This window comes from Vibrio rhodolitus (assembly GCF_003350325.1).
Taxonomy (GTDB): domain Bacteria; phylum Pseudomonadota; class Gammaproteobacteria; order Enterobacterales; family Vibrionaceae; genus Vibrio; species Vibrio rhodolitus.
In genome coordinates, this window is sequence record NZ_QLYZ01000004.1 from 211266 (window position 1) to 235711 (window position 24446).

General features: G+C 44.1%; 23 protein-coding genes and 1 other RNA gene. 16 read left to right on the forward strand and 8 right to left on the reverse strand.

The genetic code is table 11. The features are described from left to right. The first annotated feature begins 12 nt into the window (after window positions 1-12). The 4 genes from menB to DPF93_RS21280 all read left to right on the forward strand — a co-directional run bounded on the left by menB (window position 13) and on the right by DPF93_RS21280 (window position 3723). Window positions 13-879 (forward strand): 1,4-dihydroxy-2-naphthoyl-CoA synthase, encoded by an 867-nt coding sequence (menB, locus tag DPF93_RS06245; RefSeq protein ID WP_114765351.1) that lies wholly within the window; start codon window positions 13-15, stop codon window positions 877-879. Between the two features lie 180 nt (window positions 880-1059). Continuing rightward, window positions 1060-2046, forward strand: a complete 987-nt coding sequence (gene menC / locus DPF93_RS06250) for an o-succinylbenzoate synthase (RefSeq protein WP_114765352.1) — start codon at window positions 1060-1062, stop codon at window positions 2044-2046. An 11-nt stretch (window positions 2047-2057) separates the two neighbouring features. Continuing rightward, window positions 2058-3470 (forward strand): o-succinylbenzoate--CoA ligase, encoded by a 1413-nt coding sequence (menE, locus tag DPF93_RS06255; RefSeq protein WP_114765353.1) that lies wholly within the window; start codon window positions 2058-2060, stop codon window positions 3468-3470. Between the two features lie 79 nt (window positions 3471-3549). After that, window positions 3550-3723, forward strand: a complete 174-nt coding sequence (locus DPF93_RS21280; protein WP_164675324.1) for a hypothetical protein — start codon at window positions 3550-3552, stop codon at window positions 3721-3723. Window positions 3724-3751: 28 nt separating this feature from the next. Here the strand turns inward: DPF93_RS21280 and DPF93_RS06260 are convergent, their stop codons facing one another. From DPF93_RS06260 to DPF93_RS06270, 3 genes are all read right to left on the reverse strand, one after another. Further along, complete coding sequence (locus tag DPF93_RS06260; RefSeq protein WP_114765354.1) at window positions 3752-4675, reverse strand: YeiH family protein; 924 nt, start codon at window positions 4673-4675, stop codon at window positions 3752-3754. Between the two features lie 161 nt (window positions 4676-4836). After that, a complete protein-coding gene (locus DPF93_RS06265; protein ID WP_114765355.1) occupies window positions 4837-6711 on the reverse strand; it encodes an MFS transporter in 1875 nt (624 codons plus the stop codon). Window positions 6712-6726: 15 nt separating this feature from the next. Continuing rightward, window positions 6727-7317, reverse strand: a complete 591-nt coding sequence (locus tag DPF93_RS06270; protein WP_114765356.1) for a TetR/AcrR family transcriptional regulator — start codon at window positions 7315-7317, stop codon at window positions 6727-6729. 210 nt (window positions 7318-7527) lie between these two features. Here DPF93_RS06270 and DPF93_RS06275 point away from each other — a divergent pair, with 210 nt between their 5' ends. Together DPF93_RS06275 and DPF93_RS06280 are read left to right on the forward strand one after the other, a co-directional pair. Next, entirely contained in the window at window positions 7528-8403 is an 876-nt protein-coding gene (locus tag DPF93_RS06275; RefSeq protein WP_114765357.1) for a Tim44 domain-containing protein, read from the forward strand. Between the two features lie 113 nt (window positions 8404-8516). Beyond that, window positions 8517-8834: a DUF1244 domain-containing protein gene (locus tag DPF93_RS06280; protein ID WP_114765358.1), complete on the forward strand. Its 318-nt coding sequence runs from the start codon at window positions 8517-8519 to the stop codon at window positions 8832-8834. Between the two features lie 74 nt (window positions 8835-8908). Here DPF93_RS06280 and DPF93_RS06285 read toward each other — a convergent pair whose 3' ends face one another. Next, window positions 8909-9973 carry a PLP-dependent cysteine synthase family protein gene (locus tag DPF93_RS06285; RefSeq protein WP_114765359.1) on the reverse strand — a complete coding sequence of 355 codons (1065 nt, stop codon included), beginning with the start codon at window positions 9971-9973 and terminating at the stop codon, window positions 8909-8911. 179 nt (window positions 9974-10152) lie between these two features. Continuing rightward, complete coding sequence (tesB, locus tag DPF93_RS06290) at window positions 10153-11013, reverse strand: acyl-CoA thioesterase II (RefSeq protein ID WP_114765360.1); 861 nt, start codon at window positions 11011-11013, stop codon at window positions 10153-10155. Between the two features lie 245 nt (window positions 11014-11258). Here tesB and DPF93_RS06295 point away from each other — a divergent pair, with 245 nt between their 5' ends. Beyond that, the gene (locus DPF93_RS06295; protein ID WP_114765361.1) at window positions 11259-11684 is read left to right on the forward strand and encodes a YbaY family lipoprotein; all 426 of its coding nucleotides are present in this window, start codon (window positions 11259-11261) and stop codon (window positions 11682-11684) included. A gap of 33 nt (window positions 11685-11717) precedes the next feature. Here DPF93_RS06295 and DPF93_RS06300 read toward each other — a convergent pair whose 3' ends face one another. Next, window positions 11718-12020 (reverse strand): DNA base-flipping protein, encoded by a 303-nt coding sequence (locus DPF93_RS06300; RefSeq protein WP_114765362.1) that lies wholly within the window; start codon window positions 12018-12020, stop codon window positions 11718-11720. Between the two features lie 194 nt (window positions 12021-12214). Between DPF93_RS06300 and DPF93_RS06305 the strand changes: the two genes are divergently transcribed. From DPF93_RS06305 to DPF93_RS06330, 6 genes are all read left to right on the forward strand, one after another. Beyond that, on the forward strand, window positions 12215-12955 hold the full coding sequence (locus DPF93_RS06305; RefSeq protein WP_114765363.1) for a VP0952 family biofilm-associated protein: 741 nt from the start codon (window positions 12215-12217) through the stop codon (window positions 12953-12955). A 132-nt stretch (window positions 12956-13087) separates the two neighbouring features. Further along, entirely contained in the window at window positions 13088-15115 is a 2028-nt protein-coding gene (locus DPF93_RS06310) for a GGDEF domain-containing protein (RefSeq protein ID WP_114765364.1), read from the forward strand. A 159-nt stretch (window positions 15116-15274) separates the two neighbouring features. Then, window positions 15275-15371: signal recognition particle sRNA small type (gene ffs, locus DPF93_RS06315), an RNA gene on the forward strand. Between the two features lie 120 nt (window positions 15372-15491). Beyond that, window positions 15492-16115, forward strand: coding sequence for a TnsA endonuclease N-terminal domain-containing protein (locus DPF93_RS06320; RefSeq protein ID WP_114765365.1), 624 nt, complete (start codon window positions 15492-15494; stop codon window positions 16113-16115). 2 nt (window positions 16116-16117) lie between these two features. Further along, entirely contained in the window at window positions 16118-17983 is a 1866-nt protein-coding gene (locus tag DPF93_RS06325; protein ID WP_114765366.1) for a Mu transposase C-terminal domain-containing protein, read from the forward strand. After that, window positions 17983-19053 carry a TniB family NTP-binding protein gene (locus DPF93_RS06330; RefSeq protein WP_114765367.1) on the forward strand — a complete coding sequence of 357 codons (1071 nt, stop codon included), beginning with the start codon at window positions 17983-17985 and terminating at the stop codon, window positions 19051-19053. Before DPF93_RS06325 ends, DPF93_RS06330 begins: the two co-directional genes overlap by 1 nt. Here DPF93_RS06330 and DPF93_RS06335 read toward each other — a convergent pair. Then, the gene (locus DPF93_RS06335) at window positions 19050-19355 is read right to left on the reverse strand and encodes a helix-turn-helix domain-containing protein (RefSeq protein ID WP_114765368.1); all 306 of its coding nucleotides are present in this window, start codon (window positions 19353-19355) and stop codon (window positions 19050-19052) included. The two genes, DPF93_RS06330 and DPF93_RS06335, sit on opposite strands and share 4 nt — an antisense overlap. A 101-nt stretch (window positions 19356-19456) precedes the next feature. Here DPF93_RS06335 and DPF93_RS06340 point away from each other — a divergent pair, with 101 nt between their 5' ends. The 3 genes from DPF93_RS06340 to hsdR all read left to right on the forward strand — a co-directional run bounded on the left by DPF93_RS06340 (window position 19457) and on the right by hsdR (window position 23980). Further along, the gene (locus tag DPF93_RS06340; RefSeq protein ID WP_114765369.1) at window positions 19457-20017 is read left to right on the forward strand and encodes a hypothetical protein; all 561 of its coding nucleotides are present in this window, start codon (window positions 19457-19459) and stop codon (window positions 20015-20017) included. After that, complete coding sequence (locus DPF93_RS06345) at window positions 20011-21387, forward strand: DEAD/DEAH box helicase (RefSeq protein WP_114765370.1); 1377 nt, start codon at window positions 20011-20013, stop codon at window positions 21385-21387. Before DPF93_RS06340 ends, DPF93_RS06345 begins: the two co-directional genes overlap by 7 nt. 136 nt (window positions 21388-21523) lie before the next feature. Then, on the forward strand, window positions 21524-23980 hold the full coding sequence (gene hsdR, locus DPF93_RS06350) for an EcoAI/FtnUII family type I restriction enzme subunit R (RefSeq protein WP_114765371.1): 2457 nt from the start codon (window positions 21524-21526) through the stop codon (window positions 23978-23980). A gap of 44 nt (window positions 23981-24024) precedes the next feature. Here the strand turns inward: hsdR and DPF93_RS06355 are convergent, their stop codons facing one another. Further along, window positions 24025-24396, reverse strand: a complete 372-nt coding sequence (locus tag DPF93_RS06355; RefSeq protein WP_114765372.1) for an elongation factor Ts — start codon at window positions 24394-24396, stop codon at window positions 24025-24027. Window positions 24397-24446: the final 50 nt, after the last annotated feature.

Genomic DNA, 24446 nt, shown 5'->3' on the forward strand with positions numbered 1-24446 from the left:
ACAGGAATCACCATGGCTAAAACAGTAGGTATTTCAGAAGAAGAACTATACGCACCAGTAAACTGGAATGACTGCAGCGGTGAATATGAAGATATTCAGTACCACAAATCAGAAGATGGTATCGCAAAAATCACCATTGCACGTCCACAAGTTCGCAATGCGTTCCGCCCACAAACAGTAAAAGATATGATCAATGCTCTTGCTGACGCGCGTTACGACGAGCAAGTAGGTGTGATTATCTTAACCGGTCTTGGTGAGGATGCATTCTGTTCTGGTGGTGACCAGAAGATTCGTGGCGACTACGGCGGCTACCGTGATGAAGGCGGTACTCACCACCTAAACGTATTGGATTTTCAACGTCAAATCCGTACTTGTCCAAAACCAGTTATCGCATCGGTAGCAGGTTGGGCTGTTGGTGGCGGTCATGTACTGCACATGATGTGTGACCTAACGATTGCTGCTGAGAACGCACAGTTTGGTCAAACAGGACCTAAAGTAGGTTCATTTGATGGCGGTTGGGGCGCATCTTACATGGCGCGTATCGTTGGTCAGAAGAAAGCGCGTGAAATTTGGTTCCTATGTCGTTTCTACAATGCACAAGAAGCATTGGATATGGGTCTAGTAAACACAGTAGTGCCACTAGCAGATCTTGAGAAAGAAACTGTACGTTGGTGTCGTGAAACCCTGCAACACAGCCCAATGGCACTGCGTTGTTTGAAAGCAGCGCTAAACGCGGACTGTGATGGCCAAGCGGGTCTACAAGAGCTAGCTGGCAATGCGACCATGATGTTCTACATGACAGAAGAAGGTCAGGAAGGTCGTAACGCATTCAATGAGAAGCGTCGTCCGGACTTTAATAAGTTTCCTCGCAACCCATAATTCTAAACTGACTTGGTCGCCATTATTGCGATAGCTATGTCACAGGTGCTCATTTGCGTTTGCAAACTGCGCGCCTGTTCCTTGCTCTCACTGCAATGGCGTTCAAGTCTGTCTCGAATTTGATGCGACAAACTAGTTAACGAATAAAACAATAATAAAGAACACAAGGGAAAGATTGGTATGAGAACTGCCAAACTGTATCGCTACGCATTACCAATGGACAGTGGCGTGATCCTGCGCGACAACCGTCTAAAAGAACGTGAAGGGTTTGTTGTTGAACTCTCCGACGGTGGTCGAATTGGTCGAGGGGAAATCGCTCCGTTACCGGGCTTTAGCACTGAGACCATGGATGAGGCTTACACGCAAATCGTTGAACAACTGATAAGTTGGCAACAAGGTAATCAACCAGATTATGAGCTGTTGGCACCTTCGGTGGCGTTTGGCTTATCAATGGCGCTACTTGAACTAGAAGGTGGGCTGCCACAAGAAGGGATCTATCGCTCTGCTCCACTTTGCAGTGGGGACCCTGACGAGCTATTGCCAAAACTAATGGCAATGGAAGGAAAAAAAGTCGCTAAAATCAAAGTTGGTTTGTATGAGCCAATTCGTGATGGCATGGTTGCCAACCTGTTTTTAGAATCGATTCCAGATCTTAATCTGCGTCTTGACGCAAACCGCGCTTGGACTAAAGAAAAAGCGCTTAAATTCGCCAGTTACATTACGCCATCCTTCCGTCAGCGCATTGAGTTTATTGAAGAGCCATGCGAAGTGCCGGGTGATAGTTTCTCATTTGCTATCAGCACAGGTATAGCGATTGCGTGGGATGAAACACTGCAACACGCCGTTCGTAAACCAGACTTCAAGCTAGATGACTTTAACGGCGTTAAAACCATCATTATCAAGCCGACTTTGATTGGCTCTATACAGCTTTGTCTAGAACTGATTGCGCGAGCTAAAGAGCTTGGCATCAAAACGGTGATAAGCTCTAGCATTGAGTCGAGCTTAGGTTTAACGCAGCTAGCACGCATAGCAAAATGGCAATTGCCTGACGAAGTGCCAGGTCTTGATACTATCGGCTTGTTCACCGAGCAGCTAGAAACTCCTTGGCCTGAATCGCCACTTCCGCTGCGCAAATTGTCAAACCAAGCTTTGATTTGGCAAGCGTAGGGCAAACGGCGATGCCATTAGAGAAAAATAACCTCTCTCCACTTCAATTCTGGGCTCATAAGAGCCCAGATTGCTTAGCGCTCACCACTATTACAGGCGATTACACTTGGCAGCAGTTATCTCAATTCGTGCAAGATTATGCGCGCCTTTTGCAGCAGAACGGTTTGGGTAAAGGCGATGTGCTGACTTGCGTAGCTAAGAACTCCCCTGAGCTGGTGTTTCTTTATCTCGCGTGTATGGAGTTAGGCGCGGTGTGCGCGATTACCATGCCGCAACCGAGCGCGAATTTGCAAGCTAAGCTGCGCACGCTTTATCAAGAAGGGCAGCGTGCTTTTGTGTGGCAAGCAGATGAGCAATCAGTCTCCAATGTGCCACACATTAATACCATTTCACTTCACTCGCTAAAGCACTGTCAACGCGAAACTTTAAGCTATGGTTATGACGCGGCTGAGCTTGCCTCTATTATCTTCACCTCTGGCTCTACAGGTACGCCAAAAGCGGTGGCGCATAGTCATCAACAGCATTTGGCTTCAGCAGCGGGCTTGCTCGATGCGTTTCAGTTCAATGCGCAAGATACGTGGCTGTTAAGTTTGCCTATGTATCACGTTTCGGGGTTGGCGATTATCTATCGCTGGTTATACGCTGGCGCCTGTCTGAAGGTGGGCTGCGGTGATTTGCTCAGTGATATCGATAATGTTACACATGCTTCTCTGGTTGCTACTCAACTGAGCCGTTTGCTTGATTCTGGGCAAGCTCTATCACTTACTCATGTGCTACTTGGTGGCAGTCATGTCCCACTTGCGCTTTCGCAGCAAGCAGCGCAGCGTGGCATTGAAACTTGGCTTGGTTACGGCATGACTGAAGCGGCATCGACGGTAACGGCAAAACGCATTGATGCTCATTATAGTGCGGGCAAGGTGTTAACTGGGCGAAAAGTGGAACTTCGCGACGGTCGTATCTTTGTCGGTGGCGACACACTAGCGAGTGGTTATTTTCATCAAGGTTCACTAAAGCCTATTAAAGATGCTGATGGCTGGTTTGATAGTAAAGATCTTGGCATTTGGAATGAGCAGCAAGAGTTGGTGATTAAAGGTCGTGCGGATAATCAGTTTATTTCCGGTGGTGAAAACATCCACTGTGAGGAGATTGAACAGGCGCTCAATTCTCATCCTCAAGTGCAACTTGCGCTGGTGGTACCAATTGAAGATGCTGAGTTTGGCGCTCGCCCGATTGCTTTTGTGCAAACTTCAGTTTCAATTGAGCAGCTCGACTTTGCCACTTGGTTGGCGCCGCGCTTAGTGAAATTTAAACATCCAAGGCAATACTTTTATCTACCTGAGAGTTTGCATAGCGGCGGAATTAAAGTCTCGCGTAAAGATCTTAAAGATTGGGTGGTGGCAGAAACTGAGTTTAAGGTTATTTGATAGAGCAAAACTGAATTTCTCATCCATATAACGCTAATTCATAATTAACCATGGATTTTGCTTATATGGATATATAGAAATGAAGCTTGCTCTAATTGTGTTTGCGATCGTGCAAATTGCTATCGCGACTCAAACCGATGGATTGTATCGTGCTTTGGCCGAGTTAGCCGGGTTTGTTGCGGTTGTTGCCTTAGTGGTGCGCTACCGTAAAGAGAAGAAAAGTAAATTAGTCATAGAGCCTGAAGAGCTGTAAGCCTCAGGCTCTTAATTTGTGTATCTGCTTAAGCGAACATCAGCCAAGTCAATGAGCTAACTGAGATGGTGATCCAGAGTGTTACGCCAAACATCAAAGGCTTTAGCCCTGCCGCTTTTAATTTCGTTACTGAAATCCCACAGCCGATCAAGAACAAACAGATCACCAAAGCGCGTTTCGAAATATCAAAAATCACGTCATACACCGCTTCAAACTGAGGCAACAAGTCACTGAAAGCAATTGCTGCGCAGTAGAACAAGATGAAGTAAGGAATAGTGATTTTTTTTGAATCATTACGGAATATAAATGCGCTGACAAACGCCACAGGAATGATCCACAGCGCGCGAGCAAGTTTGAGCGTGGTTGCGGTTGTGAGTGCTTCCTCACCGTAAGCCGACGCAGCGCCAACCACAGAGGAGGTGTCATGAATCGCAATTGCCGCCCAAGTGCCGAATGTTTGCTGATCGAGTCCCAGCGCATGCCCAATCACAGGGAAGATAAATAGCGCTAAGGAGTTGAGTACAAATACGGTTGCTAGTGCGAGACCAATATCTTCATCTTTGGCTTTGATTGCCGGTGATACTGCTGCAATAGCGCTGCCACCACAAATCGCGGTACCTGCCGAGATTAAATATCCTAGCTTTTGCTCAAGCTTTAGTAATTTAGCTAGCCACCAACCGATCACTAATGTGCCAACAATGGTGGTGATGATAATACCAATGCCATTGGAGGTTACTGCTAAGGCTTGCTCAAATTGGATACCGAAACCCAAGCCAACAATCGAGTAGGCGAGCAGTTTTTTGGTGATCTTAGTTAAATCAAACTGCTCTGGTACGAGACTTAGCGAGGCAAGCAGAAAACCAATCACTAGCGCAGTTGGTGAGGTGACCCACGGGGTTAAGCACACCGCGAGCGCAAGGAAAAAAGGCAAAGTTCGTTTATTGATGATCATTGGTTACTGAATTCAAAAAGGGAGATATACGAGAGTGTGTCTCGCATACATAAAGGATGGCATTTTAGCTGACTAATAGAGGTCAGTAAGTTTGAATGTTCTGAACATTAGTTCAATTAAACTGAACAACTTATTGCTGGCTAAGCTTCGCTTGGCTCAGATCAGCGCCAGTCACCCCGCAGTTCAGCTACTTTTTGCTGCATCCGCTGGGTATTGGCTTGTTGTGGATCAACCGGATCTCCGGCTTCAATTTCAATTTTTGACCAAAAGCGCGAAGGGCGACCTTTACATGCACTGCCCTTATAGCGACTAAAGTAACTGCCCCACAAACCCTTAATCGCCATCGGAATCACTGGCACTGGGCTACGACGCAGTACAATATCGATACCGCGCATAAACTCATTCATTTCGCCATCTGCGGTTAATCTACCTTCTGGGAAAATGCACACAATGTGTCCTTCGCTCAGGGCTTGCTCCACTTCATTAAAAGCGCGGCGGATGCTACCGCGGCGCTCGGCAGAGATAGGGATCACTCCGGCACGTTTGAGAAAACGGCGCAGCGGCGGCAGGTTGGCATAATCTTCTTCCATCACAAAGCGGATCAAACGTGGACAAACTGCGCTCAGCAGCAGGGCATCCATATAGCTGACGTGGTTACACACAATCAGCGCTCCGCCTTTTTCTGGCAGATGGTGCAGGTTTTTGTGTTTCACCCGATACATGGTGTGAGTGATCATCCACACTAAAAAACGCACCACAAAAATAGGTACTTGAATAAACAGGTAGCCAGCAACAAGTAAGTTAAGGGCTGCCAAAAGTAAAAACAACTGTGGGATAGAAAGCTCAAGGATGGATAGGCAAACAATACCTAATACTGCGCTACCTACCATAAATAACGAGTTGTAGATATTCAGTGCGGCAACTACCTGTGCGCGCTGGGAGACTTTGGCACGTTGTTGCATTAACGCGTAAAGAGGCACAATAAACACCCCGCCAGATGCGCCGAGCAGGAGTAAATAAGCAAAAACCGACCATAACGCTTGGTAGCTAACGAACTGAGTAAAACTTTCAAATTGCGGTAAATCACTTGGAATTGAACTTGCCATTAACCAACCAAAAATGGTGATGCCAAAGCTGCCAAGCGGCACAATGCCGACTTCAATGCGGTGATTAGAGAGTTTGTCACAGGCAAGAGAGCCTACCGCGATACCGACGGAAAAGAGTGCCAACAAAAACGACACCGCACTCTCACTGCCATTAAGGTGGATCTTAGTGAAGTTAGGAAACTGGGTTAGATAAGCAGCCCCTAGGAACCAAAACCAACTGATCGCCATTAAAGATTGAAATACAACGCGGTCGGCTTTTGCAATGGCGAGGGTCTGTTTGGTGTGCTTAATAGGTTGCCAACGAAATTTTAACTCGGGCGCTGACGCCGGTGCTTCTGGGATATAACGGCTTGAGGCATAGCCAAACACGGCAAATAGCACCACACAGATAGCCGCAACATAGTTGGCGTTATCAGCAGAAGCAATCACGCCCGCGCCCAACGTGCCGAGAAGAATGGCAAGGAAAGTGCCGGTTTCGACTAGCGCGTTGCCAGGCACTAGCTCATTTGGTTTTAGCTGCTGTGGTAGCAGTGCGTATTTGACCGGACCAAAAAAGGCGGATTGGGTACCCATCAAAAAGAGAAGCAACAGCAAGATGAGATAGCTTTGAGTAATAAAGCCAATCGCACCTAACGTCATAATTGCAATTTCCGCCAGTTTGACCTTACGGATAAACCAAGACTTTTCATATTTATCTGCCAACACCCCAGCAGACGCTGAAAAAAGGAAAAATGGCAGAATAAACAGACCAGCAGCTAAATTGATAAACAGGTTGCTGGAAACCGGTAACGCGTTTGCTCCAGCAAAAGCCACAAACAGCAACAGAACGTTCTTAAATATATTGTCGTTGAATGCCCCGAAGAACTGAGTAACAAAATAGGGCAGAAAACGTCGTTGTTTTAATAGGGACGCCTGAGGTTGATGGGGCATTACAATTCCTTTTATTTACCAATTCTTCAAATAGTTGGAGAGAAGGTTTTTAATCAGTTCTTTGCCATCAATCGGCTCAGCGGCGAAGAACTTATCATCCACACTGAGCAAAGTAATGCCATGCACGCCTGCCCAAAGTACACGACTGGCTTCTAGTACTTCTTTATCAGAGCGTGCTGGCGCGAGTTTACGCAGCAGCCCTTCAAGCATGCCAGTCATGTTATCGATGCGGGCATTTTGCCATTCAGGAAGAGGGTCGCCGTTCATATTGTGCTGGAAAATCAACTGCCAGCGGTAAGGGTTACGCTGGGCAAACTCATGATAGCAGTCGGCTAACTGATAGAGTGCTTCAGTTGAATCAGAACTTTTCGCTACGACATTTTTCGCTTCGCTGGCAAGTTCATCGAGCGTTTGAGCCACAGCATGCAACAGCAACAAGTTGTAGTTGCCGAACACATTAACCAAAGTGCTTGGCACGTAGCCAATCATTTGGGCGATTTTGCGTAAGCTCAATTCGTGATGAGAGCTTTCATTGAGAAACTCTTTAACCGCATTAAGCGTTAATGCGACCAATTGTTCTCGAGTATGATCGTTTCTGCGAGCCATAGTGAAAAGGTAAAAATGAACATTGTTCGATATTCTATGGGCGAGTAATTTGAGCGTCAACTAAGCGACCCTGCAAATTTGCAATATTCTGATACATGATTTGGGTTGTGGAATCTATCTTTCTTGGCTCTATACCGCTAAGATTAAGATCTCAACTCATAATTAGTGCGAGTGAGTAAAATACTCAGTCCAGTACCCTAAAGGAAACACATGAAACGACTTTTTTCTCTAGTGGCGTTGCTAATGGTCTCAGTTGCCATTACGCCTGTAGCGGAAGCTAAAAAGTTCGGTGGTGGTAAGTCTTTTGGTAAAAGCTTCAAGACGGCGCCAGCGCCAAAGCAGCAACAGCAGAACACAAACACCATCGGTAAAGAGCAAGGCGCGAAACAGTCATCAAGCAAGAAAGGCTTGATGGGTGGTATTCTTGGTGGCTTGTTAGCTGGTGGTCTATTAGCGGCATTCTTCGGTGGCGCTTTTGAAGGTATCCAGTTCATGGATATCCTGATCATGGGCTTGATTGCTTTTGTTATCTTTAAGCTTATGCGCGCATTGCTTGCCTCGAAGCAGGGCAGCATCAATCATCAGCGCCAGCAACATGCATACGGCGGTTCAGCGCCAAAGTTTGAGCAACCAAACGTGCATAACTTTGAGCAGCCACAAAACGTAAACCAAGGCGGTTTCGGTGGTTTTGGTGCGCAAACGGATGTGCCGCATAACTACCCACCGGGTTTTGACCAAGCAGCATTTGTTAATGGTTCACGTGAGCACTACCGTATTCTGCAAGGTGCTTGGAACCATAACCAGCTTGAAACAATTGAAGAGTATGTATCACCAAGCCTATTTGCCGATCTAAAAGAAGAGCGTGCGAAGCTAGATGGTGAGCAGCACACTGACGTAATGTACGTTGATGCAGAAATCGTTCGTGCAGATCACGATGCAAGCAAAGCTCAACTGAGTTTGCAATTTAGTGGTCGCTACCGTGATGCGGTAGAAGGTATCGAAGAAGATATTACCGATATCTGGCATCTAGAGCGTGATTTGACTGTGCCAAACGCGCCATGGTTAATTGTGGGTATCCAAGGTTAATCTTTGTGATAAACATAGTGAAATGACGAAACGCCTGAGCAACTGCTTGGGCGTTTTTTTATCTGCAACATAGAGTATACTTTGGCAGTGATACTAAGAATAAGGAAAGTAAAGTGGCTGAATTCAAATATAAAAATCTTTCACAAGAGCAACAAGATAAACTCGATGCTGCAGTGTTTCGCAAGCTGTTGACTCATCTTGATGAAAATAAAGATGTGCAGAATATCGACCTAATGATTTTGGCGGGTTTTTGCCGTAACTGTTTTAGCAAATGGTATAAGGCGGAAGCAGAAAACCAAGGTTTAGCGCTTGATATCGATGATGCTCGCGAGCGTGTGTATGGCATGACCTACGATGAGTGGAAGCAAAACCATCAGCCAGCAGCAACACCAGAGCAGCTAGCCGCTTTTGAAGCGCGCCAGAAGAAGTAAGCTCAATTAATAGACGTGAAAATGGGTATCGTGCGATACCCATTTTTTATGGCGTAGAGATAAGTGGTTGTCAGTTAGATACAACCGAGTGCTTCAAACTCTTCGAGCTTCGCTTGGTAAGGTGCAATATCACCAATGTTTTCCGCAACCCAAGTAGGGTTGTAGTAGGTATCAAGGTAGCGCTCACCACTATCGCAAAGTAGCGTTACGATAGAGCCCGTTTCACCTCGTTGTTTCATCTCAGAGGCAAGTTGTAACGCGCCATAGACATTAGTGCCGGTGGATGCGCCGACTTTTCGCCCTAGTTTCGCCTCAAGCCATTGTGCGGTTGTAACCGATGCTGCGTCTGGCACTTTACGCATTTCATCCACTACGCCTGAGATAAAGCTTGGCTCAACGCGAGGTCGTCCGATCCCTTCAATTTTGCTGCCAGTATCCGATGTTAGCGCGGTATCGCCAGTTTGGTAATAATCGAAGAACACGGAGTGTTCAGGGTCAACGACACAAAGTTTAGTATTGTGTTGCTGGAAACGAATAAAGCGCCCGATAGTGGCAGATGTGCCGCCAGTGCCTGGACTCATTACAATCCACTCAGGAATCGGGTGATCTTCAAGCTTCATCTGGTTGAAAATTGAATCTGCAATGTTGTTATTACCACGCCAGTCGGTCGCACGCTCTGCATAGGTGAATTGATCCATATAATGACCATTTAGCTCTTTGGCTAAGCGGCGTGACTCAGCATAAATCTGATCGGAACGCTCCACGAAATGCGCTTGACCACCATAAAACTCAATCTGTTCTATTTTTTTACGCGCGGTTTTTTGTGGTACGACGGCGATAAAAGGCAAACCAAGTAGGCGAGCAAAATAGGCTTCAGAAACCGCGGTACTGCCAGATGAGGATTCGATAATGGTGGTTTCTGGACCAACCCAGCCATTACTTAACGCATAGAGAAACAGAGAACGAGCAAGGCGGTGTTTAAGTGAACCTGTTGGGTGGGTGCTCTCATCCTTGAGGTAGAGGTCAATGCCCGCAATACACGGCAAATCCAGTTTGATTAGATGGGTATCGGCTGAGCGCTGATAGTCGGCTTCAATTTTACGGATCGCATTGTTGGTCCATTCACGCTGAGTACTCATTATCTTTCTCCTAATTATGTTTTAAATATAATTTAGCTATAAATTGGGAGAATTTGTTTTCTTTCTTTACTGTGTTTGTGGTGTTTTGGGGAAATATTTTCTCTTTCTGCTGTTTTGGGTGTTGGTTTTTTATCTGCGGTGCCGAGTGGCACCGCTAAATAGGATCACTAGGGGAAAAGTTAGTCAGTAAAGCGCATTACACCTTCTTGCACCGCAGTGGCAACAAGGTCACCTTGGCGGTTGTAAATTTCACCGCGAACCAAGCCACGGGTATTACTTGCGGTTGGGCTATCAATCACATATAGCAGCCACTCATCCATCTTAAATGGGCGGTGGAACCAGATTGAGTGATCAATCGTTGCGACTTGCAATTTCGGAGTTAACAGCGATACGCCATGTGGGTGAAGGGCGGTGACGAGAAAGCCCCAGTCTGATGCGTAACCAAGTAAGTATTGGTGAATAAGCTGATTATCTGGCAGCTCACCGTTGGCTTTGATCCAAAGGTATTGCTTTGGTTCAGTTTTCTCTGGTTTGAGAGGGTTGACCACGGTAACCGGGCGCATTTCGATAGGCTTTTCACCGCAGAATGTCTTTTGCAGTTTTTCAGGCAAGAAATGGGCAATCTTTGCCGCTAGCTCTGACTCTGAAGCAAAGTTTTCTGGTCCTGGAATATTGGGCATCGTGTTTTGATGCTCAAAGCCTGGCGCATCACCATGATAAGACGCAGTGAGGTAGAAAATCGGGCGACCATTTTGAATCGCTTTTACTCGGCGAGTACTGAAACTACGCCCATCACGTAGGTTTTCAACATCATAGATAATTGGCTTTTCAGGATCGCCCGGGTAGAGGAAATAGCTGTGAAATGAGTGAACAGTACGGTCAGGATCAACGGTATAGCGAGCAGCCGAGAGGGCTTGTCCTATCACTTGACCACCGTATACCTGCGGCAGTCCGAGGTTCTCACTTTGTCCGCGAAACAACCCTTCTTCTAATTTTTCTAGTTGCAGCAAGCTCAGCAATTCGTTCAGTGGTTTACTCATTCAGTGGTTTTCCAATCGAAATAATTAAATCTAACATTAGCGTATAGTGAAATGCGCGGTGGCTTCAAGTTGTTTACTGATTTTCAGTCGTAATCACGTGCGTCTCAAGCAATTGAAAGAGTATAAATTTACTTCGCGATAACAGAGTTAGAATTTGGTCAGCACTAAGCGAATTATCATGACACTATGCATAATCACGACTATAATTTTGCGGTATATCATTCTTATTCTCTTAGTGAGGCGTTATGAAAAAGTCACTGATGTTAATGGCGTCGGTTGTATTTGGAGCTGCTTTAATGGGTTGTCAAAGTGAGCCAAGTTCACAAGTGCAAATGCAGCAATCTGTCACTGGTAGTGTTGCTTATCGTGAGCGTATTATGCTGCCGGAAAACGCAGTGGTTACCGTGCGTTTGCAAGATATTTCTCTAGCGGATGCACCAGCTAAGTTGGTTGCAGAGCAAGTGATGGAGACTCAAGGTAAACAAGTGCCTTTTGCCTTTACGCTAGACTACGATGCCAACACTATTCAGCCTGGTCACACTTACGCGGTTAGCGCGCGCATTGAAGTGAACGGTAAACTGCGTTTTATCACCGATACGGTTTACCCAGTGATTACCGATGAAGCAAAGACACAGCATCGTGATCTTATTCTGGTTGGCGTAAGCCACTAATCGCTCATCTAGACGAATAGATTAATGGCAGCCCTATGGCTGCCATTTGTATTTTCTCAGGCTGATTTTGCCAAGCTCGCTGCATTCAACGCCTTCAGCTATTAGTTTTTCTCTTTGCCGCTCTAAATCTCGTCCCTTTAGCGATATTTTTCCTTGGCTATTTACCACTCTGTGCCAAGGCAATTTGGAGCCTTCCGGTAAGTTACCGAGGGCTTTGCCTACGTGTCTGGCATAACCCGGATATCCAGCTAATTTGGCGACTTCACCGTAACTTGTTACTTTCCCATAAGGAATTTGGTGAATTACTGCAAAGATTTGCACCAAAAACTGATCCATACTTATTCCTGTATCAATAGTAATCTTGTTAAAAGCAATCTGCTGAGATCACTTGAACATAAAATTTGATTTGAGCCGTCGAAAAGCAAAGGGATGCTTCGAGGCTATTTTGCAATGATTGCAATTAAAATCAATATGCCCAAACAACTGGGCTCACCGATTTCGATAATTCCAGGAAGGAATAAGGAGCGGGAATGTTGTTTTCTACCCTACAATTTTTTATCGCGGCGTTGCTCGCAGTAGTCTGCGCGCGAGTCCTTGGCGTGAGCGATGGGGAAATCCCCTTAGTCGCTGTTATTGTCCCTGCATTGTGGCTGATCCAAAAGCGCAGCTTTGCTTCTGCGGTGTTTTTTGTTTCTGCGCTTATCTATGGCTTAACCTTGCCTCATCAACCGATCACGCTATCTGTCAGTGTCTGGATCTTATTCCCTCTGTTGATGGTTATTTTTTCTAAGCGTTCCAACCATTTTGCCGTGGCCATTTCGGCTTTGATTGTTTTGACATTGCAGGTTGGCATCATGTCGACACAAACTGCTGGCAAACTGGAAGGTTCAGCGGTAATGACAGGTTTTCAAACCTTTGCCGTGGTGATGATGTGGTGGTCTGCCAGTCATTGGAAGCCGGGCAAAGAGCATCGCTGGTGGGTACTGCTTCTACTGCTACCACTTTGGGTTGCACAATTTACCTATGGGATTTTGTTTGCCTTATCGGCAATTGGCATCATGTCTACGTTAGAAAATCTGCTCAAAGTCAAAAGCTTTAAATGGGGTAAGTTACTTTGCTGGACATTGCCAACAGTGGGGTTTGCCGCATTGGTGATAAGTCCTCAAGTGGACGTTCCTAACCCAGTCTTTGTGGTTTGGTTGTGTTTGTTAGGCACCGCCTGGATCACGGATTACATCCTGCAAAGTGTTGAGTGCAATGAAGAAATATGAGTCACACCATACGAATTGGTTTGTTGTAAATGCCATGGTATGACACAATTGTTTACGAAATGTTCACATGGATTTGTTATGGCGCGTTATTGGCAGTGGTTATGTGACTGCGATGCAACGTAATCAAGGATTATGGTTAGGCTAGGATTGTTGAGAAAAATATTACTCTTTGCTCTGTTGTCTTGCTGCTCATTTACTCTGTTCGCTGAAGATAGAATTCGAGTAGGTGTGGAAGCGGACGATATCGTAACGCGAACGCTGTTTAACTCGGTAGCAGATCACTTTGATACCGAGGTTGAGTATGTGTATTACTCAAGCTTTAATGACATTCTGACAGCGGTAGAAACGGGCGAGAGTGATTTTGCTGCCAATGTTACCTACACCGATGAGCGAGCAGAGCGATTTGATTTTTCCAGCCCTACCAATATTGAATATACCTATCTATATAGCCCTGATGGCGTGACCTTAAATGACATTAGCAGCGTCGGCGTGCCGCTTGGTACGATTTATGGCGACTTAATTGCTAAACATTATCCTCATCTTAAACAACTTGAATATTCTGGGCATGGCGAAGCTCGTCAATTGTTAGAGCAAGGCAAAGTTGATGGGGTGGTAGATGCAATTAATCAGCTTAAACCCATGCTACTAGCAGGCTATGACGCGCAGTTGCTTAACCATCAAATCTCCATCAAACCAGTCTCATTAATTGCCACTAAGCATAAACATCAATCAGCATTGAGTGACTACCAAGAGTTTATTCATTCTGCTCAAGTACAAAAGGCGCTGCGTGAGTCAGTAGAGCAGTATCAGTTTGAACTGCGCCGTGAAGCATTACGCACAATGGTGGCGCAACTGGGCATTGATCGTAGCGTGCCACTGAAAGTTAAGATTGAGCATGTAGGGCAGTACGCAACCTATCATGATGATGGCAAAATCACAGGTGTAACGCCGGAAGTGCTCTTTGCCGCGTGCGATATCTTGCAACTCAATTGTCAACTGACTAGCCATGCAGATGAAACATGGGAGTCAATGTTAAGTGACTTTATTGAACAGAAAGTCGATATTATCTCGCCGCTGGCTATATCAGAGCCGCGTAAAGACATTGCCTATTTTAGTGCTCCTTACTACACATCAACAGCCATCGTGGTGAAGCGTGAAGGGTACAAAGATAATGTTTATAGCAGTGTTTCTGAACTGATTGTGGAAAGGATTGGTGTGGTTAAAGATGATATTTACCATGAAGTGCTAAGCGAACTATTGCCGCAGAAAAAACTCCACACATACTCTAGCAATGAAGAGCGTATTGAAGCGTTGCTAAATCGAGAGATTGATTATCTGGTGATAAGCCGCTCAAGCTTTAACAAGGTACTTCGTGAAGCGACAAGTGTTCTACCAATTGTTGAAGACAATTTGATTGGCGAGTTTTATTCCACCGACATTGCGATTGGCTTTGCTAAAACACAGCTTGGTGCGGCGCTAGCCCCTCTTTTCACCCAAGCGATGTCAATGCTCGATGTCGAGCGGATAGTAAATCAACATTATATTTTGCCTGATTGGAAAGCCACGCTGCAAAATGAGCAAAAGTTGGCGCGTTTAAGCTTGTCGATTATCGTGCTCGTTTTGATTGCCTCATTGCTGCTGAGCTTTTACCTAAACCATCAATCAAAGACGGATAATCTCACTCGTTTAAAGAATCGCCGCGCGTTGAAAAGTGCCTACAGTAAAGGGATCCCCGCAGACTCCACGTTGGTCTATCTAGACGTAAACCAATTTAAACCCATCAATGATACTTATGGGCACGAGATTGGTGACCAAGTGCTTAAAGAAATTGCACGTAATATTGCTTATTACTGGAAAGGGAAGAGTTATCGTATTGGTGGTGATGAATTTATTCTAATTGGTGCGGTCGATAAGGTGGAATTGAGCCACGCATTGCTGCATTTACAGAAAATCGAATTTGCCTCTTACAGTGATGATATTCATCTAGAAATCTCTCTTGCCTTTGGCGTGTCACATCCAAGAAGCGAGTTAATGTCATTGGAAGAAGTGATGCATCAAGCGGATCTGTCGATGTACTCTAACAAGCGTAAATCAAGAGAAGTTGAAACACAGGTTATGCAATCTCAGCGTGAGATGGTCGCCGGAGAGGCACAAGGTTAACTCGCTGATTTTGGTCTGGTTGAAAACTTAGCCTTAAATCGATTAAATGCTAGGCACTTGATTTAAAAACATCATATTTATTGGGTTAGAGGGTTGCAAAGCCAGCAGTGATACCAGATAATCCTCTCACTCTCTGCAGCGCAGAGATGAACTATGGAGGCCTGGTCCTCCCGCAACAATAGCTCGTGAACTCGGTCAGGTCCGGAAGGAAGCAGCCGCAGCGGGTGACTTGTGTGCCGGGATGTGGCTGGGTCTCCACCCAATTTGATGTTTGCAGTTTATGTTCGCATAAACTGCAGATTCGCTCTCAATTTTGCACCATAAGTCTTCATAGTCTATTTTTTGTTGTAGGTTTACAACAAATATGATGCGCACTATGTTCGACCAAACCAAAAAATCATCCCATGTTCACAACATCTGCAAGTTTATGAGCTTGAAGAATGATGCTGTCGTTCGCACCCTCTCCATTTTAGAGTTCGATTTTTGTTTCCATCTCGAATATAACCCTGATGTAAAAAAATACCTTTCTCAACCACACGGTTATCATTATCGATTCAATGGCCGTAAGTGTCGCTACACTCCTGACTTTCTTGTCTTTGATCACCAAGAACACTCTTCTTTTATCGAAATAAAGCATTCTAGCCAGATACTGAAAGCTGATTTCAGAGCTAGATTTGCAGAAAAGCAACGGATTGCGCTAGAAGAATATGATAAACGACTGATTTTAGTCACGGAAAAGCAAATTAGAGTCAATCCGATATTCAATAACCTTAAGCTTTTGCATCGATACTCTGGTCTCCATTCGGTGACAGCAGTACAAAAACGCGTGTTAGGTTATATTCAACGTAAGCAAAGAGTTCAGCTGTATGACGTATCTCAATACCTTGGGTTGTCTGAGCATGAAACCTTAATCTCTACGCTTTGTTGGCTGTCATCAGGTAAGATTCAGACTGATTTTAGGAGCGCCGATTTCAGTTTAAATAGCTATGTTTGGTGCTAATAATGACTTCAGAGTTTGATAGTTTTTTTGATGAAATGGAGACTTCTAGTTCAGAAGCTCTATCGCAGTCCCGAATACCAGAAGAGTTATTTCAAACCGAAACGATGCCCTCCTCGTTCGATACCCTTCCTGAAAAAACACAAAAAGAAGTACTTCTCCGCCTTAAAATTATACAGTTTGTGGAAAAGCGTATTTCAGGTGGGTGGACAGAAAAGAATCTGGATCCATTGCTGAATGCCGTTGAACAAGAACTTAACTTATCGCCCCCTAGTTGGCGAACGCTCGCTGACTGGCAAAAAGCCTATTTTGAATCAGGAAGGACATGGCTCTCTTTAGTTCCCAAACATTCAGAAAAAGGTAATAGAAATTCCCTCACTGATTCTCAATCCCTTATCGATGAAGCAATTGAAAAAAAGTACCTGACGCGCGAGCGGCTAAGCGTAGCTGAAACATACCGGTATTATAAAAGCCGAGTAATAAAGGCTAATCAAGAGATTGTAGGTAGCAAAATTAAAATGCTTCAAGAACGAGCGTTTTATAATCGGGTGAACCGCTTACCGGCTTATGATGTTGCAGTGAAAAGGTATGGCAAGCGTTACGCAGATAGGAAATTTCGTTCTGTTGGGCAGCAAATATCGGCGACCAAACCGATGGAGTATGTAGAAATAGACCATACTCCAATACCCGTTATATTGATTGATGATGAATTAGACATTCCATTAGGACGACCGTATTTGACAATGCTTTACGACAGGTTCAGCAAGTGTATTGTTGGTCTGAGTGTGAATTTTCGAGAACCCAGTTTTGACTCTGTCCGAAAAGCTCTGCTTAACACTCTTCTAAATAAAAACTGGGTCAAAGACAAGTATCCGTCAATTAAGAAAGAATGGCCTTGTTGTGGAAAAATTGACCATCTGGTGGTTGATAATGGCGCTGAGTTTTGGAGTAAGAGCCTAGAAGATTCGTTGAAACCTTTGGTGTCGGATATTCAATATAGCCAAGCTGCCAAACCATGGCGTAAATCGGGAATAGAGAAGCTGTTTGATCAACTTAATAAGGGGCTAACGAACTCTTTACCTGGTAAAACATTCACAAATCCTGTTCAACTAGAAGATTATGACCCTAAAAAAGAATCGGTGATTCGGGTCTCTGTATTTTTAGAACTGCTACATAAGTGGGTTATTGATTATTACCATATGTCTCCTGATGCTAGAAACCGCGCTATTCCTTACCATAAATGGTATGAATCATCATGGCTTCCCAATACTTATGAGGGAGAAGAAGAGGTTCAGTTAAAAATAGAACTCGGCTTGTTACGTCACCGAACGATAGGCATTGCTGGTATCAGGTTGCATAATCTACATTATCAATCCGATGAACTGATTGAATATCGAAAATACAGTTCTGTAAAATCAGAAGAAAAGCTGTTCGTTAAAACAAAAACTGATCCCTCTGACATTAGTGCAATTTATGTTTACCTTGATTCGGAACAACGCTACATCAAGGTTCCAGCCATTGATAATAGTGGTTATACGAAAGGACTCTCACTCTTTGAACACGAACGGATACAACGAGTTCGTCGCTTAAATACCAAGCGCTTGGTCGATGAAGAAGCGTTAGCTGATACCTTTTTGTATATGGAAAGCAGAATCGAAGCTGAGACAGAACGATTACGTCATTCCCGAAGCAAGAAACTTATGCAACCTAAGACGGGAAATACATCAAAATTAGCAAAATTTAGAGACGTTGGAACTGAGGGGGCAAACTCCATCATCACGAGTCCGTTACAGGAGCCTCTAACTAAGCGATGCGATGAGAGGATTATTGATCTAGATGATCAGGATTTTGACGAAATAGAGGGATATTGATGATTAATATTACTCCGGAGCAAAGATCTCAATTAGCTGCGTATGATAATTGTTTTATTGAGTATCCTGATATCTCAGAGATTTATTCGATCTTTGACCAACTTCGTTTTAATCAATCACTAGGAGGTGAGCCTGAATCGTTTCTTTTAACAGGTGAAGCTGGAAGTGGCAAAACTGCGTTGATCAATAATTATCTTAGTCGTTTTGACGTCAGTTCGAGTCGTTGGTCTCCACAGACCATATTGAGTACCAGAATACCTAGTAGAGTGAATGAGCAAAACACACTGATTCAATTTTTGGTGGACTTGGATGCTAAATCAGGAGGGAGGTCAACTCGGCGACGTAATGAAATAGCCTTAGCAGAAGGTGTTGTTACGCAGCTAAAACGTAAAGCGGTAGAGCTGATTATCGTCAATGAAGTGCAAGAGCTTGTCGAGCATTCAACAGCACAAGAAAGGCAAGTTATTGCCAATACCTTCAAATATATAAGTGAAGAAGCTAAGGTGTCGTTTGTTCTAGTCGGTATGCCTTATGCAAGCGTATTATCCCAAGAGCCGCAGTGGAATTCACGCTTGAGTTGGAGAAGAAATCTAAATTACTTCAAGTTGCTTAAGAGTCAGACAGATGAGAGAAATACCGCAAAATCATACGCAATAGATACGGTTCAAAAGAAGCACTTTGCTAAATTTGTTGCGGGTTTAGCTGCAAGGATGGGTTATGGGATAACCCCAAGGCTTACTAGTAATGATATTCTTTATCCACTATTTGCAATGAGTCGAGGTGAATGTAGGCGGTTAAAACATTTTCTGTTAGACGCTATGATTATGAGCTTTAAGGAAAACAAAGATACCATTGATAAAGAGACATTATTGCGAACATTCGCTTTTAAGTTTCCAACGTTAGATAACCCATTTCAGTGTTCATTAGCCGAGATAAAACTTAATCAAATTGATATTAGTTCAACATACAACACGAAAGCCATTGCTGCCGAAGATAGAATCTTGGCTCCTCGTTTTACGGATGATATTCCACTAAGTATGTTACTAATCAAAAACGGAATGAAAGTTTAGTCTCGTACCAACTTTTCCAGCAACACCGCCTTCTCTTCATCACTCATCTTATCGATAGCACACGCCAATTCTGCACTTAAATCATTTTCACAAAAGAAGTAATTCAGAGGTACATCTAACTCTTCAGCCATGCGTTGTAGCGTGCCGATATCAGGCACATGTCTGCCTTTCTCATAGTGATTCATGCGGCCACTTGCCGAGCTTTGTTCCATACCAATTTTCACCCCTAGATCTTTTTGGGTGATTTGGGCTTTTTTACGCGCAGCTTTGAGCCTCGCTGGGATTGGGTTGGGCTTTTGCACTTAGACATTTCTTATCAACCTACAGATAACTTAGATTGTCTAAGTTTTACTGATTTTTGTATACTTAGCAATCCTAAGTTTTTAGTTATGTAAATGTTCAAATGAAGCAGTCCAAGAAAATAAACGCGTATATGTTTAACCTATTGATAGAAAAAGAGATGGATGATTTTTTAGTCATTGAGATGAGAGATGCGTTGATGCAACTCACTCAAAGCGCGATGGATTTGGATGAAGCGAGAAAGTACGTCTATAGGCAAATACTCTCATTTGAACGCAAAGGATGGCTTGCTTCTAGTGGAGTAGACCGTGCGAAGAGATACAAAAAGACGGAGTTATTTAAGCAAACTGACTTTTCAGCTCGCGAAGCAAAAACAATGTTACCACCTAAAAATCAATCTATTACAGATGTACCAAATACAGAAGGAACGAAGAGTGAACTTTTGATATTGCTGAGTGAGAAAAATCAGCATGAAGGTGAGTTGGCAATCGTTCTTGGTGAAGTTGAAGAGTATCAATCTTTGATCAATCGATTTCCACAAAAGCGGGATCTGTTTTTACCTCTCTTTGCAGAAGCAAAAGAATGCTCTGCCCGTTTGCTAGGAAAAATCAATGCTATTTCAAAAGCGCTCAAAGCATCTGGTTTTCGAGGAATCGAATGTTAAGGATATGGCAAGAGGAGTGCGTACAGACCGCTCTCAATAAGTTTGAAATGTCCCATGCACACTTTTTTTGCCAAGCAACACCGGGAGCGGGAAAAACAGTGATGGCTGCCGAACTAGCTAAGCGATTACTGATACGAGGTGAAATCGACCTAGTGCTATGCTTTTCTCCGTCACTCGTGGTCTCTGAAGGCATACAACATACCTTTGCATGGAAGTTGGATTGTACTTTTAATGGCGGCTTAGGATCATTAGGTGCTTCTTATACCTATCAAACCATTCGATTTCTAAGAGAAGATTTTTGGATGACGATCAGTAAGCATCGCGTGCTGGTTGTATTTGATGAAATTCATCATTGTTCCTATGACGAGCAAGGACGATCGAATGTATGGGGTGAGCAAGTGCTCGCAAATATTAAAGGAATGGCGAGATATACCCTCGCGTTATCAGGAACGCCATGGCGTTCAGATTCTTTGCCGATTGCAATGGCGGAATATAGTGATCCGGAAGGGCAACTGATTTGCGATTACCAGTATGGCTTAAAGCAAGCTATACAAGATCGAGTTTGCCGCCGTCCTAAAATTGTATTGGTGGATAACGAACATCTGACGATCACTGATAAAGGCGACACACAGTCATTTTCGTCGATATTAGAACTACTTAAAGAATCAGAAGTGCCTTACCACAGTGTGATTCATAATGAAGATGCGATGAGCTATTTGCTTGGGGAAGGGTGTACAAAATTGGCGCAGATCCGCCAACAATCGCCTCAAGCGGGCGGCTTAGTCGTTGCCTCTTCGGTTAAGCATGCTAAAGCGATACAGGAGTTATTGATTAACAAGTTTGGTCAATCTGCTTCTATTGTCACTTATCATCATGAGTCTCCACTTGAAGAAATAGATACTTTTAGACATGGATGCACTCAATGGATTGTCAGCGTTGGGATGATCAGCGAAGGTACGGACATACCAAGGTTACAAGTGTGCTGCCATATGAGTTCAATTAAGACGGAGCTCTACTTCAGACAAGTACTCGGTAGAATATTGAGAGTCACAGACAGCCCCAATCAAGAAGCTTGGCTTTTTACGTTTGCCGAGGAAAGCCTCGTCGGTTTTGCTGAGCGAATAGAACAAGACATCCCCGAGACGTGTATGTTCATTAAGGTTAAGCAAGACGAAGATCAACCGAGTTTTGTTAATACTTCCGCAGCGTCCAAGAAGGAATTAAACCAACATCTATCAACGCAAGTGAGTTCCGTCACTTGGCAACAAATGGATTGTGATTCAGTGCCCAACAATACGGAGTATTCGACACTGTTTGACGAGCTGCGTTTTGGCGCGTTTAAGCAACGAGTTCTGTCAGCATTCATTTAGTTGTGAGTGAACTAAAAATGAGAATCAGAATGTGATGAAGGTACGGTATAACCCTATGAGAGCAAAGGTAATACTATCGGCTTGATATGAACTTTGTTATATACTGGTCAGCTAAACGATTTCCTGAGTCTGCAGTATGGTTACCAGCATTAATAAAGCAAAATTATCTGAAACTGACATTATCACTAAGTTCATACTTCCTGCGATTAAAGACGCAGGCTGGGATGACATGACGCAGATCCGTCAAGAAGTGAAATTGCGTGATGGTAAAGTCATAGTGCGAGGTCAAGCGGCAGCCCGTAAGAAGGTAAAGTCAGCGGATATCGTCCTTTATCATAAACCAAGTATGCCGCTTGCTGTTGTGGAAGCAAAAGCGAACAAACATGAAATTGGCAAAGGCATGCAGCAAGGGATCGATTACGCCTCTTTGTTAGAGGTGCCTTTTGTCTTCGCATCCAATGGTGATGGTTTTATCTTTAGGGATTTAACCAACCCAGCTCAACTTGAAAGCCAAATACGCTTAGAGGATTTCCCAACTCCACAGCAGCTGTGGGACAAATACTGTATTTGGAAGGGATACAAAACTGAGCACTTACCTGTAATCACTCAAGATTATCACGATGATGGCAGTGGTAAGTCTCCTCGTTACTACCAGTTGCAGGCGATTAATAAAACCGTTGAAGCCGTTGCCGCAGGGCAGGAGCGCATCTTGCTAGTTATGGCTACAGGAACAGGTAAAACTTACACCGCGTTTCAGATCATTTGGCGACTATGGAAAGCAAAAGCTAAGAAGCGAATCTTGTTTCTTGCTGACCGCAATATCCTCGTCGATCAAACCAAAACCAACGATTTTCAGCCGTTTGGTACTGCTATGACTAAAGTGACAGGGCGTAAAGTTGATCCTGCTTTCGAAGTTCACTTAGCTTTGTATCAAGCACTAACAGGACCAGAAGAAGAACAAAAAGCCTATAAGCAAGTCGATCCTAATTTCTTTGACCTCATCATTATTGACGAGTGTCACAGAGGCAGCGCATCTGAAGACAGCGCATGGCGTGAAATCCTTGAGTATTTTAGTTCGGCAACCCAAGTTGGATTGACCGCGACTCCGAAAGAAACCGATGAAGTATCTAACATTGAGTACTTTGGTGATCCGGTTTATACCTATTCGCTAAAAGAAGGTATCGAAGACGGCTTCTTAGCGCCCTACAAAGTCGTACGTGTTGATATTGATGTTGATGTACAAGGTTGGCGACCAACCAAAGGGCAAACGGACAAGCACGGTGAAGTGATTGAAGACAGAATCTATAACCAGAAAGATTTTGATCGAACAATGGTGATTGATGAGCGCACAGAATTGGTCGCTCAAACCATTACCAATTACTTAAAACGTACCGATCCTATGGCGAAAACCATCGTCTTCTGCAATGACATTGATCATGCCGAGCGTATGCGCCGCGCATTGGTTAATCTAAACCCTGAGCAGGTTAAGAAGAACGATAAGTACGTAATGAAGATCACTGGTGATGACGAAATCGGCAAGGCTCAGTTGGACAACTTCATCAACCCGAAGAAAAAGTACCCTGTAATCGCGACAACATCCGAGCTAATGAGCACGGGTGTCGATGCCAAAACTTGTAAGCTTGTGGTGCTTGATCAAGGAATTCAGTCCATGACTAAGTTTAAGCAAATCATTGGTCGTGGTACGCGTATTGATGATCGTTATGGCAAACTGTGGTTCACGATTTTGGACTTTAAAAAAGCGACAGAACTGTTCGCAGATGAGCGCTTTGATGGCACACCAGAGCGTGTAAAAGTCACTAAGCCAGAAGACTTTGAAGATGATGAAGATTTAGATGACATCATTGATGGCATAGATGATATTGATGCCGATAACCCATTTGGCGATGAAGATATCGACCCAGATTCAATTCAAGAACCGGAATCGCCTGATGGTTCAACTCCGTCAACAGGGAACGGTTCTGGCAGCAGTACCGATAATGGTGATGATTGGCAAGATGAAAACAAAGTGCGTAAGTTTTACGTTAATGGTGTTGCGGTAAAAGCACTAGCAGAGCGTGTTCAATACTATGATTCTGATGGCAAATTAGTTACCGAATCATTCAAAGATTACACTCGTAAAACTATGGTAAAGCAGTTTGCTTCTCTGAATGATTTTACCAAGCGTTGGAATGAGTCAGAACGTAAGCAAGCCATTATTGATGAGCTAGCGGAAGCGGGTATCTTGTGGGAAGCTCTAGAAGATGAAGTCGGCAAAGATATGGACCCGTTCGATATGATTTGTCATGTGGTATATGACCAACCGGCTCTGACGCGCAAAGAACGCGCTGACAACGTGAAGAAGCGCAATTACTTCACCAAGTATGGCGATACCGCGCAGCAAGTACTGAACAATTTGTTAGATAAATACGCTGATGAAGGCGTAACAGAGGTTGAAAATATTACGGTACTTAAAGTTGCCCCATTTAATGAAATTGGCAGTATGGCGGAAATCATTAAGAAAGGCTTCGGTGGCAAACCGCAATATTTAGAGGCGGTTAACGAGTTAGAAGCGGCGATTTATCAAACCGCGTAATCGGTATTTATCGCCAAACAGTGTTATCTCTAAAGACCGCTAATTTAGCGGTCTTTTTTGTCTTTGTCGAAGACATCTAACTCAGATGATAGCTGCGTGAGTTGAAGAGCTAACCCTTCATCGATACCGCGATGGGGTACATAGGTTGGCAGGATGTTGCCCAAGTTCAGTGCTTGGTAATCTGGATGTTCAGAAAGTATTTGTAAGTATTGGTTTAATCGTTCTTCAGGAGTAGAGTCACGCTGAAGCTGCTTTTTAATGTTTTGACCAAGTTTACGAATATCATCTTTGTCAGTTGCTTTAAAATCGTTGTTATCATTGAGCTCTTCATAGAGTACATCAGCAAACTGGCGGTGGCTCCAGCCCAATGCGTCCAAAGCATTTTGAATTTGCTTTTGTTTTTTCGCTGTCCCCATCGGTCCCCAACCCCTTAGTTAATATTACCTTGTCTTAGCGAAGACACATT